At 69.6% G+C, this 14,501-nt stretch carries 16 protein-coding genes and 3 pseudogenes; 13 read left to right on the top strand and 6 right to left on the bottom strand.

Annotation, left to right across the window (positions count from 1 at the left end; genetic code table 11):
* A partial coding sequence (locus ACZ5K7_RS23230; RefSeq protein WP_468915682.1) for a DNA-directed RNA polymerase subunit alpha C-terminal domain-containing protein occupies nucleotides 1-444 on the top strand: 444 nt, incomplete at its 5' end.
* 497 nt (nucleotides 445-941) lie between these two features.
* Here the strand turns inward: ACZ5K7_RS23230 and ACZ5K7_RS23225 are convergent.
* Nucleotides 942-1,310: a sensor histidine kinase gene (locus ACZ5K7_RS23225; protein ID WP_468915680.1), complete on the bottom strand. Its 369-nt coding sequence runs from the start codon at nucleotides 1,308-1,310 to the stop codon at nucleotides 942-944.
* A 340-nt stretch (nucleotides 1,311-1,650) separates the two neighbouring features.
* Entirely contained in the window at nucleotides 1,651-2,796 is a 1,146-nt protein-coding gene (locus ACZ5K7_RS23220; RefSeq protein ID WP_468915678.1) for an FAD-dependent oxidoreductase, read from the bottom strand.
* Between the two features lie 234 nt (nucleotides 2,797-3,030).
* Here ACZ5K7_RS23220 and ACZ5K7_RS23215 point away from each other — a divergent pair, with 234 nt between their 5' ends.
* From ACZ5K7_RS23215 to ACZ5K7_RS23205, 3 genes and pseudogenes are all read left to right on the top strand, one after another.
* Complete coding sequence (locus ACZ5K7_RS23215; protein WP_468915676.1) at nucleotides 3,031-3,624, top strand: TetR/AcrR family transcriptional regulator; 594 nt, start codon at nucleotides 3,031-3,033, stop codon at nucleotides 3,622-3,624.
* A gap of 145 nt (nucleotides 3,625-3,769) precedes the next feature.
* Complete coding sequence (locus ACZ5K7_RS23210; RefSeq protein WP_468915675.1) at nucleotides 3,770-4,462, top strand: hypothetical protein; 693 nt, start codon at nucleotides 3,770-3,772, stop codon at nucleotides 4,460-4,462.
* A pseudogene (locus tag ACZ5K7_RS23205) lies at nucleotides 4,437-4,628 on the top strand (hypothetical protein); the annotation flags it as partial. The gene ACZ5K7_RS23210 and the pseudogene ACZ5K7_RS23205, both read left to right, overlap by 26 nt.
* A 22-nt stretch (nucleotides 4,629-4,650) precedes the next feature.
* Here ACZ5K7_RS23205 and ACZ5K7_RS23200 read toward each other — a convergent pair.
* On the bottom strand, nucleotides 4,651-5,283 hold the full coding sequence (locus ACZ5K7_RS23200; RefSeq protein ID WP_468915674.1) for an HD domain-containing protein: 633 nt from the start codon (nucleotides 5,281-5,283) through the stop codon (nucleotides 4,651-4,653).
* Between the two features lie 231 nt (nucleotides 5,284-5,514).
* The gene (locus ACZ5K7_RS23195; protein ID WP_468915673.1) at nucleotides 5,515-6,474 is read right to left on the bottom strand and encodes a GlxA family transcriptional regulator; all 960 of its coding nucleotides are present in this window, start codon (nucleotides 6,472-6,474) and stop codon (nucleotides 5,515-5,517) included.
* A 435-nt stretch (nucleotides 6,475-6,909) separates the two neighbouring features.
* Here ACZ5K7_RS23195 and ACZ5K7_RS23190 point away from each other — a divergent pair, with 435 nt between their 5' ends.
* Entirely contained in the window at nucleotides 6,910-7,071 is a 162-nt protein-coding gene (locus ACZ5K7_RS23190; protein WP_351713031.1) for a hydrophobic protein, read from the top strand.
* Nucleotides 7,072-7,264: 193 nt separating this feature from the next.
* Complete coding sequence (locus ACZ5K7_RS23185; RefSeq protein ID WP_351713029.1) at nucleotides 7,265-7,636, top strand: PRC-barrel domain containing protein; 372 nt, start codon at nucleotides 7,265-7,267, stop codon at nucleotides 7,634-7,636.
* A gap of 235 nt (nucleotides 7,637-7,871) precedes the next feature.
* On the opposite strand, the gene ACZ5K7_RS23180 is transcribed toward ACZ5K7_RS23185, so the two are convergent.
* The gene (locus ACZ5K7_RS23180; RefSeq protein WP_351713027.1) at nucleotides 7,872-8,360 is read right to left on the bottom strand and encodes a flavin reductase family protein; all 489 of its coding nucleotides are present in this window, start codon (nucleotides 8,358-8,360) and stop codon (nucleotides 7,872-7,874) included.
* Between the two features lie 261 nt (nucleotides 8,361-8,621).
* Between ACZ5K7_RS23180 and ACZ5K7_RS23175 the strand changes: the two genes are divergently transcribed.
* The 5 genes from ACZ5K7_RS23175 (at nucleotide 8,622) to ACZ5K7_RS23155 (ending at nucleotide 12,228) form a co-directional block, all read left to right on the top strand.
* On the top strand, nucleotides 8,622-9,302 hold the full coding sequence (locus ACZ5K7_RS23175; protein ID WP_351713047.1) for a HemK2/MTQ2 family protein methyltransferase: 681 nt from the start codon (nucleotides 8,622-8,624) through the stop codon (nucleotides 9,300-9,302).
* Entirely contained in the window at nucleotides 9,283-9,495 is a 213-nt protein-coding gene (locus ACZ5K7_RS23170; protein ID WP_351713025.1) for a CDGSH iron-sulfur domain-containing protein, read from the top strand. Before ACZ5K7_RS23175 ends, ACZ5K7_RS23170 begins: the two co-directional genes overlap by 20 nt.
* The gene (locus ACZ5K7_RS23165; protein WP_468915672.1) at nucleotides 9,492-10,508 is read left to right on the top strand and encodes an iron-containing redox enzyme family protein; all 1,017 of its coding nucleotides are present in this window, start codon (nucleotides 9,492-9,494) and stop codon (nucleotides 10,506-10,508) included. The genes ACZ5K7_RS23170 and ACZ5K7_RS23165 overlap by 4 nt, the downstream gene beginning before the upstream one ends.
* A 207-nt stretch (nucleotides 10,509-10,715) precedes the next feature.
* Nucleotides 10,716-11,894, top strand: a complete 1,179-nt coding sequence (locus tag ACZ5K7_RS23160; protein ID WP_351713021.1) for an AI-2E family transporter — start codon at nucleotides 10,716-10,718, stop codon at nucleotides 11,892-11,894.
* 142 nt (nucleotides 11,895-12,036) lie between these two features.
* On the top strand, nucleotides 12,037-12,228 hold the full coding sequence (locus ACZ5K7_RS23155; protein WP_468915671.1) for a hypothetical protein: 192 nt from the start codon (nucleotides 12,037-12,039) through the stop codon (nucleotides 12,226-12,228).
* Nucleotides 12,229-12,270: 42 nt separating this feature from the next.
* On the opposite strand, the gene ACZ5K7_RS23150 is transcribed toward ACZ5K7_RS23155, so the two are convergent.
* Entirely contained in the window at nucleotides 12,271-13,965 is a 1,695-nt protein-coding gene (locus tag ACZ5K7_RS23150) for an alpha/beta hydrolase (protein ID WP_468915670.1), read from the bottom strand.
* A 173-nt stretch (nucleotides 13,966-14,138) separates the two neighbouring features.
* Here ACZ5K7_RS23150 and ACZ5K7_RS23145 point away from each other — a divergent pair.
* Nucleotides 14,139-14,342, top strand: a pseudogene (locus ACZ5K7_RS23145) (arginine-ornithine antiporter); the annotation flags it as partial.
* Between the two features lie 2 nt (nucleotides 14,343-14,344).
* Nucleotides 14,345-14,491: pseudogene (locus ACZ5K7_RS23140) on the top strand (arginine deiminase family protein); the annotation flags it as partial.
* Nucleotides 14,492-14,501: the final 10 nt, after the last annotated feature.

Here is a 14,501-nt window from a genome sequence, read left to right as displayed (position 1 = left end):
GTCGACGTCGAGAGCAAGCAGGCCATGCGCCCGCGTGACGCCATGGCCTCGGCCGGCAAGACCCTGGTCGAGCTGTTCGGTCTCGCCCGCGAGCTGAACATCGACGCCGAAGGCATCGACATGGGCCCCTCCCCGGTGGACACCGCCCTGGCCGCCGACCTCGCGCTGCCGATCGAGGAGCTGGAGCTCACGGTCCGCTCCTACAACTGCCTCAAGCGCGAGGGCGTCCACTCCGTGGGGGAACTCCTGGCACGCTCCGAGGCCGACCTCCTGGACATCCGCAACTTCGGCGCGAAGTCCATCGACGAGGTCAAGGAAAAACTCGCCGGCATGGGCCTGGCGCTGAAGGACAGCCCGCCCGGATTCAATCCGACCGCCGCCGCCGACGCCTTCGGCGCGGGCAACGACGGGGACACGGGCTTCGTGGAAACCGAGCAGTACTGAACGCCGCCAGGCCCGCGCCCCCGTACTCCCCCTGAGAAGGCAGCCGGCGACGAAGCGGTGCGGCTCCGTCGCTTCACGTAGGACCACGCGGCTCGGCCGGCCGACGGTCGCCGGCCCTGCCTGCTGTTGTCGTGACCCCAGCTGGTCTGGCGCAAGGCGCCCCCAGCCGGCGTCGACCACACGTGCGCTTACGTCAGGCGCCCGGCCACAGAGCGCTTGCGAGGGATCGAGACTCTCGTCGTCCAGCGCTCTGCCGGACCGCGGGTCGTCGACGTGCCGGCTGGGACGACTGCACCGCCGGCCAAGCGTGAACGGGTACTGCGGCTCGCTGATCCCGACGGCGTGGTGATCCGGCTCCTGGAGTGGGTGCCGCCCGCCGTCGCCTGACAAGCCCTCAATTTCCGTGCGAACGACGGACTACCAGAGCGGGCAGACCTTTACCGCTCTCTGGGCACGGCCGCGCCGACGTGCCTGCCCACCGCCCTTGCCACGCCGCCTCACCGACCGAGGTTCGGATTCGATGGGCGCGTGAACCGAACGGTGATGGACAGGCCGCCTTCGGGGCGTGCGGTGGTGGTGAGGGCGGCGTGGTGGGCTTGGGCGACGGCGTTGACGATGGCGAGGCCAAGACCGTAGCCCTCGCGGTGGCCGTTACGATCGGGCGCCAGTTTCTGGAAGGGGTGAAAGAGTCGCTGCATCTGGTTGTCGGGGATGACCGGACCGCTGTTGGTGACCGTAAGGGCCACCTGGGTGCCGGAGTTCTGGGTGGTGATCTCTACGCGTCCCTGCGGGTGGTTGTGGCGGATGGCGTTGTCGACGAGGTAGGCGACGAGGCTTTCGATCAGCCTTGGATCCCCGCCCGTCACTGCGGGCGTCAGGTGTTCGGCCAGGTCGATGCCTCGTCTGTTGCTTGGTCGCGACGGGAGGCCAGCACTCCTTCGACGACTTGGGCGAGGTCGAGGGTGTCCCAACGAGAGATTCCGCGCTCGCTGGTGGCGAGGACGAGGAGTGCCTTGACGAGCCGCTCCTGGTGTTCGCCGAGGGCAAGGGCCTCCTGGCAGGCCGAGCGCAGGCTGTCGGTGTCGGCATGGGGGTCGGCGAGGGCGACTTCGAGGAGCGTGCGCAGGCCGGCGAGACGTCCACCAAGCCTTCATCCCCTCGGCTGCGCCACCATCTGCGGCGACGGCTGAAGACCTCAGTCAGTCCTCAGTGCTGGGCGTCGTCGTCGCTGCCGAAGTCGGGTACGTCGGCGGACAGCAGGTGTTCGGCGCCGCCTTCGAGGGCCCTGGCCGTCTCGGTGGAGCGGGCGAGCATGGTCTTCTCGTAGGTGCGGATCGCGTCGGCGACGGTGGCGGCGTTCGCGAGAGCGAGGGCGATTTCGCCGGCGTCGAGCATGGCGAGGTTGACGCCGACGCCGAGCGGGGGCATGAGGTGGGCGGCATCTCCGAGCAGGGTCACCGTCGGGCTGTGTTCCCAGGTATGCGGGACCGGGAGGGCGAAGATCGGGCGGTCGACGTAGGGGCCGTCGTTTTCGGTGATCATCCGGCGCATGCGGGGCGACCATTGGGCGTACTCGCCCAGGAGCAGGGCGCGGATGCCGTCGGTGTCCTCGATCGTCAGGCCGCTCGTGCTGATCCAGTCGACCGGGGCTCGTCGGACGAGGTAGACGCGGATGTGGTTTCCGCTGTTGCGCTGGGCGAAGAGGCCGCGCTCGCCATCGGCTGCGTGGGCGCTGCCCTGGCCGACCAGCTCGGCCAGGTCCGGGTGCCGGTTCTCGACGTCGGAGAACCATGCTTCCAGGAAGCTCACCCCGGTGTACTGGGGGACGGCGGGGGACACGGCCGGGCGTACCCGGGAGGAGGCGCCGTCGGCGCCGATGACCAGATCGGTCTGGATGGTCGTGCCGTCGGTGAAGTGCAAGTGCCGCGGGCCGTCCTCGGGTCCGCTGATCGTGTCGAGGGCGCGGCCCCAGTGCACGGTTCCCGGCTGCAGGGAGCCGAGCAACAGATCACGCAGCTGGCCACGGTCGATTTCCGGCTTGAAGAGTTCATGGGCCGCCGGGATCTCATGGGAGGTGATCGTGCCGGTCGGGTCCATCTGGCGCATCTCCTGCCCTTCGGGGCGGGCGAGCTTGAAGAACTCGTCGAGCAAACCCGCTTCGCGCAGGGCGATCTGGCCGTTGTCGGCGTGCAGGTCGAGGGTGCCGCCCTGGTTGCGCGCGTCGGGGCCCCGGTCGCGGTCGTAGACGGTGGCCGCTATGCCGCGCTGCTGAAGGATGCGGGCGCAGGTCAGTCCGCCGGGGCCGGCACCGATGATGCTGATGCGTGCCCGGGAGGGTTCTGGGGAGTTCATGGTTGTCCCTTTCAGTCGGCGAAGAGGGGCGAGCAGGCCGGGCGTCGTCGGCCTCGGCACCGGATGTGCCACACGGAGGGGCCTCGCAGATGAACAGGTCGGCGCGGTGCAGGCGATGCCGGGCCGACAAGGATGTGCCGCTCACGTGCTCACCCTGCCCATAAAATCAGAGCGAGTAGAAAAGTGCAACGACTCTACTTAGCGACTGATTCGACTATCGGGTACGCTCCAGCCATGACCATGCCCTCTGCCAGCCGCCGCGACCGCAAGAAGGCGGCCACCCGGCAGGCGATCGCCGACGCCGCACTGCAACTCTTCCTGGCGCGCGGCTACGACCAGGTGAGCATCCGTGACATCGCCGACGCCGCCGACGTGTCGACCGCGACGGTGTTCAAGCACTTCAGCGGGAAGGAAGCGCTGGTATTCGACCAGGACGAAGACCGGGAGACACTGTTGATCGCCGCGGTGCGGCAGCGACCCTCCGACCAGAGCATCCTCGATGCCCTTCGACAGCACGTCCTGGACACCTGGCCGTCGATCGAGGCACATCCTCAGGCGGCCGAGTTCACCAACCTGGTGAACTCCACGCCGGTGCTGCGCGCCTACGCCGAACGCATGTGGACCCGGTACACCGACAGCCTGAGCGCGGCCATCGCCGACGAGTTCGGCGTTGACCACGACAACCTCGCATGTGTGGCTCTCGCCCGATTCGTACTCGAGATCCCGGTGCTAGCTCGCGGCCGGCAGGACCGCCGGGCCGCCGTCGAGGAGATCTTCGGCATCCTCACCCACGGCTGGGAGCCGCCGAGCAAGCCGACCGCGCAGTAGCGCCTGGGCCGTCTCCTGGGCCCGTCCGCGACCAGCTTCGGCTTGCCCCGTCCCCCCGTCATTCCTCGCGGAAAGCTCCTCATTCTGATCACAGCCCTCAGCGAGCCCGCGCCGGGACTGGCAGACTGAATCTGTGGTTCCACTGATGACCGCGACCGGGCAGGCCGCGTCCTCATCACTCACAGGCGCCGGCGTGGTGTCGACCTGCGCACTGCTCTTCACCGTCGCGTCGTTCTGGTGGCTCAACGCCAGGCAAGGGCGTCTGAGGACGTGGGAGCCTCATGCCTTCGCGGCGATTGTCCACTCATCCACAGCGCGCCTGCGGCTCCCGCTCATCCTGCACAACACCGGCCCCAAGCCGATAGTCGTTCAGGACCTCCTCCTGACCTTCCCTGACGAACCCGCTTCCCACCTGCCGCTCCTGTGGGTGTCCACACCGTCTCGTCTCCAGCCGGGGCCGGACGAGGATGCGAGGCTGCCGGCCGGCTTCGTCGTGCCCGGCAGAGAAGCGCTGCAACTCTTCATCGAGTTCGAGGCACCGTTCTCCGGGTTCCTGCCGGAAGCCCGTGACTACAGGGTCCAGCTGCAGGCGCGAGTCGGTCACCGCCAGGGGTGGCGCCGCCTGCTGACGTTCACGCTGCGGGCCGCCAACATCGTCGATCCGAGTCGCTACACCGTCTACAACAACGCGCCGGTCGAGCTGACGAAGGAAGACCAGAAGAGGGCGGATGCCGCACTCCTTGAACTGTTGAAAGACCAAGGCGACGACTCAGGACCGGACGGCAGGGGACAGCGGAATTCCCCGAATGACGATGGGGACATCGGCACGAGCCACTAGGTGTGCTGTCCCGGGACGGTGGACGGCCGAGCTGGAAGAGTTGTTCCTGCGGGTGAGCGGGCGGTTCGGCCGGGTTGAGGTGCGGCGCCGGATGCGGGACTACGTCCGGGACCTTTCGGGTCCGGTCAGCCGCAAGGACAGCCGGCATCTGGCCGAGCACGCCGGCTCCCTAGCCGACGGCCGAGTGCTTACTCTCCCCAAGGAGATGAGGCGGCCGCCAACTCCATCCTTGTCACACCGTCGGCCTGCCGCTCGCGCAGCAGTTCGCCGCCGATGGAGTAGCGAGGCGCCGCGGCGTCTGACCGAGCAGCTCGTTCCACGATGGCGTCGACCAACGAACGCACCATGTCGAGACGGGGGTAGGCGGCGTGGATCTCGTCCTGCCATGCAGCGGCCAGTTCCGCGTTGCGACCGAAGTCCATCCCCACACCTTCGCGAGTGAGGAAACTCAGCAGCCCTCGGCGCTCAGCAATGCCAGGGGAGGTATGCAGAGCGATAGCCTCCCAGACGCGGTCGATGTCCGCTGCGGGAATTCCATGTGCCTGCAGCAGAGCTGCCGCCAGGTCGGCACCCTCCACCTCGAAGCGGGCTTCGCCCTTGGCGAGATTTCCGGTACCCAGATCGTGCAGGACGGTTGCGGCGAACAGCAGGTCACGATCGTATGCGGCATCTTCCAGACACCCCTCGCGCTCAGCCAGGAGCTGCGCGAAAAAGAAACTCCGCACGCTGTGGTTGAAGACAGAAGTGGTTTCGGAGTCACGCACCGCGGAGACGACGGCCTCGGCCAACGGGCCGGTCGGAAGCTCAAGCGAGAGGTCCATATGCGCAGGCTAGGCATCCCGAGTCCGACCACGGCAGGTGCATGCGTGCCACCAGTCGCAACATTCGTGCCGTTCCTTCGGCGGACTGCCGAATCTGCTGCGCCGGTTTCTGCCAAGGAACGCCTGCGGTGAGCACGTCTTGGCGCAGGGCTTCTCCGAGCCGGGCGCCGGCTCGGACCGGGCCGAGCTGCACGGCGACCGGTGGGATTGAAGGGGGCAGAAAGCCGGAAATCAAGCCTTGCTCGACGGGGCCGAGTTGAACGTCTCGCGGTACGCGCGGGGCGGTACTCCGACGTGGGCTTTGAACAGGGTCCGGAAGTTGGTCGGCGTACCCAGGCCGCAGCGCCGTGCGACCGCTTCCACCGTCAGGTCGCTCGATTCCAGGAGTTCCCGTGCGAGGCCGAGCCTTGCGTCGAGTAGCCAACGCATGGGCGGTCGGCCGGTGTCGGAGTGAAAACGGCGGATGAGGGTGCGACGCGACACCCCGGCCTTGCGCGCCAACTGGTCGACGGTGAGCTGCTGGTGCAGGTTGCGTAGGGCCCACTCGTACACCGGCGCCGGTCCGTCATCCGGGTCGGGAGGCACCGGCAGGTCTATGAACTGGGCCTGACCGCCCGTGCGGTGCGGCGCGGCGACCAGCAGACGTGCTCGCTGGTTCGCCAGTCGGGCGCCGTGATCGCGGCGGATGAGGTGCAGGCACAGGTCGAGGCCGGCGGTGACACCGCCGGAGGTCAGCACGCGGCCTTCGTCGATGTACAGAGCCTCCGACCGCAGCGTCACCTGTGGGTACTGCTTCGCCAGTGTTGCCGCGTACTGCCAGTGCGTGGTGACCCGTCGGCCGTCGAGCAGACCGGCGGCGGCAAGGGCAAACGCCCCCAGGCAGATGGACACCATGCGACTGCCCCGAGCTGCCGCCTCCGCGAGCGCGGCGCTGACCGCGGCGGAGGGTGTGTCGGGCTCCAGGTACCCCGGGACTATCACGGTGTCTGCGGTAGCCAGGGCGTCCAACCCGTCGGCGACCGACAGCGCAGGGCCGTCGTGCATCGCGACGAGCCCGGGCTGTTCCGCGCACACCGTCAGCGTGTAGGGCCCGTCCGGCCAGCTCCCGAAGACCTGCAACGGGATCCCGATGTCGAGTGCGAGGACGTTCTCGAGAGCCACCACGACCACGCGGTGCTTTCCGCCTGCCATCTCACCTCCCAGCCGATGGCACAATCCTATCTCTGCACGGCATGCGTGCCACTGACTCCTTCGCCCGGATCACTCCTACGGTCGTCTCATGACTGATACAGACGTCGCCTGCCGCTGCCAGGCACCGTGAGGGGTCTACACGCCGGCGAGAACGCCTGAGCGGACCTGCACCGCGAGACGCCTCTCACTGTCAAAGCGGTAGCCGGTCTCCACGTCGGACTCGGGTCCGGCAGCTGCCCGGTGACGAGACCACGCCCGCGCCGTGGTCATGAAGCCTGGGCAGGCCCGCGTACAGCGCCCGTACTCGCACACCACGAACCGCCGAATCGTGACACCAGCCACGCCCGACCGGGACGCCTCAGAAAATTCCTGTCACGAGCCCGTAGGCATGGACGGGGAAATGGTGGGCACACGGCGTTTCGGAGGTTGACAATTATGGTTCCCCTGCTTCTCGTTCTTCTGCTGGCCCTGATTCTCTTCGGCGCGGGTTTCGCGCTGAAAGTTCTGTGGTGGGTCGCAATCGTCGTGCTTGTCGTGTGGCTCGTGGGCTTCGTCGCACGTCCGAAGGGTGGGAGTGGCCGCTGGTACCGCTGGTAGTTGACCGGCGAAAGCATTTCCCGCGCCAGGCCGGAGAGAATGATGGATTCCGGCTTGAATGCGGTGCGTGTAACCCGGGATGACGGGCACTCGCAACCGAGGCGGTCGAAGAAACCGCTGTGTACGACGTACGGAAAAGGAGGATCGGCGGGAACCCCTGCCGTCCCCCGTTTACCGGAGGAGTTGTTTTCGCGTGACTGAGAATGTGTGGAGTTACAAGTCGACCGCGGGCCGTCTGGCGGACGCCGACCTCACCGGATACAAGGTCGAGGCCACGGACGGCAGCATCGGCAAGGTCGACAAGCACTCCGACGAGGTCGGTGACGCCTATCTGGTGGTCGACACCGGTGTGTGGATCTTCGGCAAGGAGGTCCTGCTCCCGGCGAGCACGGTCGTGAGGATCGACCCGGTCGAGAAGAAGGTCTTCGTCGGCCTCGCCAAGCAACAGATCAAGGACGCACCGGAGTTCGACCGCGAGAAGCACCTCGGCGACCCGGGTTACCACGACGAACTGGGCACCTACTACGGCACGGGCGGCGCCCCGTACGGCGGCCCGCAGCTCTGATCCCACGCCCGCTCCGGGCACCACGGCCCCGGGACTCTCCGACGAGTCCCGGGGCTCTCGCGCGCCCGGGGCTGCAAGCAAGTTCAGGCGTCCGGACCGGCTGGTCCTGGTCGCGGCGGAGTGGTCGGACTGACCGGACTGACCGGGGGGTCACAGCCGCGTCAGTGACCCGCTTGCCGGCAGGTGCCCGCCGACTGATCTCGTTCGGTGCCGCCCGGTTCCGCGCTCGGCCGGCTCAGTCCGCCGGGTGGCCTGGGGTGATGTCATGGGTGTCGTTCAGCGTCAGTAGCGGAGTTCGGCTGCCCGTGGGGTTGTCCGCCGCCTCCGGGGCGAGCAGGAAGCCGACGTGGTCGCCGCCGTCGATCCGGCTCTCCACGCGGCCGACGAACCAGGCGGGGGCCTCGTCGAGGATCAGCGTTCCGCCCGGTCCTGGATGCCACGGGACGTGGCTGAACTTGTCGGTGCGGTCGCCGGTCTCGCCGCCGAAGAGCCGGGCCAGCCGGTTCTGGTCGCGGCGCAGGAGATGGACCGCGAGACGTTCGGCACGCTCGGCGACCTGGTACGTCCGGTTGGCTTTGGACAGCCAGACCATGAACCGGGCGGGTTGAATGGAGCACTGCGAGGCGAATCCGACCAGGCAGCCGGCTCTTTCCCCATCGGCCTCCGCGGTCACGACCTGCATCGGATAGTCGAGCAGGTCGGTGAAGGGATCGAGATCGGTCACGGTACTTGGCTCCCGCTTCAAGAGATCGGATGTCGGGTCACTCCGCGCCCTGCCGGGGTGCGGCTGCGGCGCCCGGATGATCGTAGAAGTGTCTGGTGTGCCGTGTGAGGTCCGTTTCGCCGGGCACTCGGAGCAGTGACGCATTGGTCGGGTGTGCCCTACGAGGCTCTCCCGTGAGGCGCCCCCTCGCATGGAGCCACCCGCCGGGTGCGTCCGGTGACACACTCGGGGCGCGGGCTGCGAGGTACAGACGTGATCGACATGACGACCCGGAACGACAGCGAAGCCGGCTCGGTGCTGGCCCCGTGGCGGGTGTACGCCCCCCAGCACGACACCCAGCTGCTGGCCCAGGCCCTCGGCCGGGAGCACATCGGCGCCGGAGCCGCCGTCCTGGACGTGGGCACCGGCGCCGGGGCCCTCGCCCTGGCCGCGGCCCGGCGGGGCGCCCGCGTCACCGCCGTCGACAGGACCTACCGGGCGGTCCTGGCCACCCGGCTCAACGCCCGGCTCGCCCGGCTGCCCGTCGAAGTCCTCCACGGTGACCTGTTCGGCCCGGTCGCCGGCCGCCGGTTCGACCTCGTCGTGAGCAATCCGCCCTACGTCCCGGCACCCGGGGCCGTCCCCCGCCGGCATCATGCCGCGGTGGCGTGGGACGCGGGTGCGGACGGACGCCTCCTGCTGGACCGGATCTGCCGCCGCGCGCACACCTCGCTGCGTCCCGGCGGTGTGCTGCTGCTCGTGCACTCCGCGCTGTGCGGCATCGCACCCACCCTGGCCGCGTTGGCGCGGTCGGGACTCGACGCCCGGGTGACCGACCGGCGTCTCGTGCCGTTCGGTCCCGTGCTCCGCTCGCGGGGGGCGTGGCTGCGCGAGCGGGGGCTCGTCGACGCCGGCGAGGAGAAGGAAGAGCTGGTGATCATCCGTGCCGAACGGACCCGCTGAACCGCCGCGCCGCGTCACGCTGACGAGCGACGGGCCGATCCTCGTCGAAGGACCGGTCGAGGTGGTGCTCGACGACGGAAGGACCGTGTGCTCGGACCGTTTCACCGTCGCGCTCTGCGTCTGCCGGCGCAGCCGGGCCTATCCCTGGTGCGACACCAGCCACCGTGCCCGGGAGAAGAGGCGGAACGCATGACCACCACTGCGATGACCGCCCGCGACGGCGCCACCGGCGCCGCGCTGCCGCGGAGCAGGGGCGAACTCTCCCGCACGGTCCGCCAGGCCCTGACCCGTCCCGCCGGCACGCCGTTGCCGCGGCGGGTGACAGCGGTGCACGCGGACCCGTACGGGGACGATCTGCAACTGGCGCTCTACCTCTGCTACGAACTGCACTACCGCGGCTTCGCCGGCGTCGACGCCGGGTGGGAGTGGGAGCCCGGTCTGCTGCGGTTGCGGGCGGAGATGGAACACCGCTTCCTGTCCGCGCTCCGCGCCGACGTCGGACCGCCGCGCACGGCCGAGGAAGCCCTCGCGGACCTCCTCGTGGAACCGGTCGACGCCGACGGGCCCTCCTCATTCCTGAAGGATCGAGGGGAGTTGTGGCAGTTCCGCGAGTACGCGGCCCAACGCTCCCTCTACCACCTGAAGGAAGCCGATCCACACGCCTGGGTCATCCCGCGTCTCACGGGCCGCGCGAAGGCCGCGATGGTCGCCGTGGAGTACGACGAGTTCGGTGCCGGACGACCCGAGCGCATCCACGCCCGGCTGTTCGCCGACCTGATGGCCGATCTCGATCTGGACACCACATACGGACGCTATGTCGACACGACCGGTGCGGAGATGCTGACCAGCGTCAACCTCATGTCCCTGTTCGGACTCCACCGCGCGCTGCGCGGGGCGCTGGTGGGTCACTTCGCGGCCGTGGAGACCACCTCGTCACCCGGCTCACGGCGCCTCGCCCAGGGCCTTGTGCGAGTCGGCGCGGGCCCCGCGGCCGTCCATTTCTACACCGAGCACGTGGAAGCCGACGCGGTCCACGAGCAGATCGTCCGCCGGGACGTCGTCGGCGGCCTCCTGGAAGCGGAGCCCGCTCTCGACAGGGACGTCGCCTTCGGCGTCGACGCCACCGAATGGACCGAGAAACGGCTCGGCGACCACCTCCTCACCGCCTGGCGCGACGGCCGTACCTCACTGCGCACACCGCTGTGACCGCTCGCCACACGCCGGCCGGACAGGCGAACCCCGCGCGTACGCGGTACGAGCGCAGTGCCTGGGTACCCGGCACCGGCGCCACCGGTGCCACCCTCCCCGTCTGGGGCCAACTCTCGTGGGTGACCGGCACAGGGTGCGTGGCGGTCAGGGGCGCCCCGCGGCGAAACCCACACCCGTACGAGGCAGTCGAGGAGAGGCATCGCGATGTCCGCGCAGTCCGAGCCCGAGTCCGCTCGAGAGGAGCACGCCGCGCAGGACGGGACGGTCCTGAACAACCCCGACCCCGGCCCGGCGGCCGGCAGACAGGTGTCCCGGGAAGCGCCCCAGGAGCCACCGAGCCGTGAGCCACGCGGCGGCCGCAAGCGGTCCTGGGTGACGGTGGGATTCGCTCTGGGGCTCGGGGCGAGCCTGGCCTGGCTCGCCGTGCAGACCGTCATGCGGGTCAGTTCGATGCTGACCTTGCTGCTGCTGGCCGTATTCATCGCGATCAGTCTGGAACCACTCGTCGTCTGGTTCACGCGCAGGGGGCTGCGGCGCGGCTGGGCCGTCGCGATCGTCCTGACGGGGTTCCTCGCCGTACTCGGCGGCTTCCTGGCTCTGGTCATTCCTCCGGTGACCAAGGAGATCACCGCGCTGGTCGACGCGGTGCCCGGCTGGCTGGAGCAGCTCCACGACCATCAGTCCACGATCGGCCGCCTGGAGGACCGCTTCCACCTGGTAGAGAAGGCAAAGGAACAGATCGGTTCAGGAGGCGGAGCGTCCGGCCTGGCAGGAGGCGTCCTGGGCGCCGGCCAGATGGTCCTGAGCACCGTCGCGTCCACGGCCGTCGTGATCACCGTGACCCTGTACTGCATGGCGGCGCTGCCTGCCATCAAAGAGTTCTGCTACCGCCTCGTGGCGGCCAGCCGCCGCGAGCGCGTCGAGGGCGTGGCCGAAGAAATCATGAACCGCATAGGCAAGTTCATGCTCGGCAACCTCGTCACGTCAGGAATCGCCGGACTGGCGACCTTCGGCTGGTGCGCGGCCACCGGCGTCCCCTACGCCGCCGCTCTGGGCATCTTCACGGCCCTGATGGACCTGATCCCGATCGTCGGCTCCACTCTCGCCGGCATCATCGTCAGCCTCGTCGCACTGTCCGTGTCCCTCCCCATCGCGCTCGCGACCGCCGTCTTCTACGTCGTCTTCCGCATCGCCGAGGACTACCTCATCGTGCCGAGGGCCATGAAGTTCGCCGTCGACGTACACCCGCTGGTCACCGTCCTCGCGGTACTGGTCGGCGGGGCACTCCTCGGCATCATCGGCGCCCTCGTCGCCATCCCGGCGGCCGTCGCCGTCGGACTCGTCCTCGACGAGTACGTCTTCCCCAAGAAAGAACGGAACTGACGCGGCGCCGGCCGAGCTCACGGCGAAGTCCCACCGGAGCGCCCGGTGGGACTTCGCCTTCTCACGGCTCCACGCAGAAGCACCGTCGGGCCGGTTGCCGTACCTGCCGCATCGTCAACGCTCCTGCACGCAGGCACCGATCGTGAAGAAGATGCGCGTCCGCGGCGTACTCCCGGACCCCGGCGGGACGCCGGCCGTGCGGATCGCGCCCGGCCGGCGGAAGGCGACCGTCACCGGTCTCCTCACCATCTACGAGATCCCGCTCTTCCGACAGGACGAGGTGCTGCTCAAGAGAAACTCCGTGGTCTGCGGCGGCGGCGCGACGAGCAAGTGACGGACCGGGGACGTGGCGCCGTGGTGGTGTGGTGCCCGCTTCTCAGTCCAGCAGGCCCGGTTCCCATACCGATTCCAGCAGGCCGGAGAGTCGCGCCGTGTCGGCTGCCGTCCAGCCCGGTGGCTGCGTGATCTCCGCCCACGCGGAAGTCGGCATCCTGCCGTAGCGGTGGCCGTATCCGTCCGGCACGCCGTCCGCGCCGGCCAGGTCGCAGGCCACCTGCCAGAACGTGAGCAGCGGGTACCAGCGCATCGCCGGTGAGACGTCCCGGGCGCGCGGGCGGTCCAGCCAGTCCGGCTGGTGGAAGGCGAGCCCGGGTGACCACCAGACGACAGGGTCGGAGCCGTTCTGGAGGTAGACCGTGCGGGGCTCTCCCCAGGGCGCGGGCGGGATGCCGTAGTCCGCCGGCACCTGGGCGAAGCGCACCTGCGCACCGTCGTCGACCACCGGCCGCCACTCGGGGCTGCCCGGCCGCCGTTCCGCGGTGACCCTCTTCCACAGGGGGTTGTCGTAGGTCGGCCCGACGAACAGCGCGCCGTCGGTCTTCGAGGTGAGGGTGGCCAGGGAGCCGTCGAGGGCGGACTCCACGGAGAAGGAGCCGAGGCTCTCGCCGTAGACGAGGAGCCGGGGGCGGGTGTCGGCCGGGAGGGTCCGCCACTTGTCGTAGACGGCGTCGAAGAGGGCCCGCCCGGTGTCGGCGGCCTCGTCCTCGGTGAGCGCGGAGACCCAGCTGGGCAGGTAGGAGTACTGCATGGCGACCTCGGCGGTGTCGCCGCCCCACATGTACTCCAGGGGTTTGCTGCCCTGGTCGTTGATCCAGCCGGTGCCGGTGGTGCCCATCACGGCGAGGATCTTCCGGGAGAAGCCGCCGGTGCGTTCGAGTTCGCGCACAGCGAGGGCGGCGCGTTCGTCGAGGGTGTCGGCGGTGCGCAGGCCGACGTAGACACGTACCGGGTCCTTGGCCGGGCGGCCGGTGAAGGCGGCGATGTCGGCGCGGGTGGTGGCCGTACCGACGAAATCGCGACCCCGGGCGCCGAGGGTGTCCCAGTGCGCGGCGGACCGGGGGGTACCGGAGAGGGTGGGCAGGTCAGGCTGGTGGACGCCCTCGGTGGTGCCCTGGTCGGCGAGGGACGCGGCGCTCTCGATCGCGTCCAGCGCCCCGCGCAGCAGGAAGCCCTGGACGACGCCGACGATCACGAACGCGACGAGGGCGACCCCGGTTGCGTACGCGACCGGGCGCGGGACGTGGACGCCGAGCGGGTGGGCGACCAGGCGGGTGCCGAGCCGTACCGTACGGCCGATCAGGAGCAGTACCGTGCCGACGAGCACGGCGACGAGCGGGACCAGCGCCCACTGCCACCAGACCACCTGCGGGGGCAGGGTGACCGCGCGCCGGACCTCGCCCTGCCAGTGCACGCTCCAGGCGGTGACGGCGACGACCGCGGCCGCCCCGAGGGCCCCGAGGGCGGCCCAGAGGATCCTGCGGACGCGTGGACGGATCCGGAAGCCGGCCCAGCGGAGCAGCGACCGGGCGAGTGTCTCCAGTAGTGCGCCGACGGCGTATCCGACGACCGCCGAGACGCCGGCGACGAGTCCCTGGAGCCACCAGGAGCGCGGGAGCAGGGACGGGGTGAGGGACAGGCAGTAGCACAGGACCGCCACGGCGATCCCGCACCAGCACGGCCGCCGCCGAACCACCCGGCCGGGGCCCGCGTGCCGGCGCACCCGTTCCGTCATCCGCCGGGTCCAGTCCCTCGTCCGGTTCAGAGTCCTGCCCGCAACACCCACTTGGCCACCTCGGCACCACGATCGGCCACCGCACCCGCCGCCGCATCCGGACGACCTCCTCAGGCCATCCCCTTGGGTGACAAAAGGTGCAGGGCACTCGGGGATATCCCATCGTGGTGGGCATGGCCCAGGCCCAGACGACCGAGAGTCCCCGCTCCTCACCGCCGGCGGCCAAGCTGACGCTGCCCGCACTCACCGCGATGGTGGTCGGTTCGGTGGTCGGCGCCGGGGTGTTCCCGCTGCCGCGCCGGTTCGCCGAGGAGACCGGTGTCGGGGGCGCGCTGATCGCCTGGATGATCGCGGGCGCCGGCACGCTGATGCCCGCCTCACCTACGACCGCAACACCCGGGCCAACACGCTGCTGCGCAAGGCGGGCGTCGAGGTCATCACCATCGTCGGCGCCGAACTGGGCCGGGGACGCGGCGGCGGGCACTGCATGACCTGCCCGCTGCTGCGCGACCCGGTCGAGTTCTGACACCCCCGGG

Source organism: Streptomyces sp. NPDC031497 (assembly GCF_055580905.1).
The sequence above is the reverse complement of the archived record's forward strand: the minus strand, read 5'-3'. Positions and strand labels throughout refer to the sequence as shown.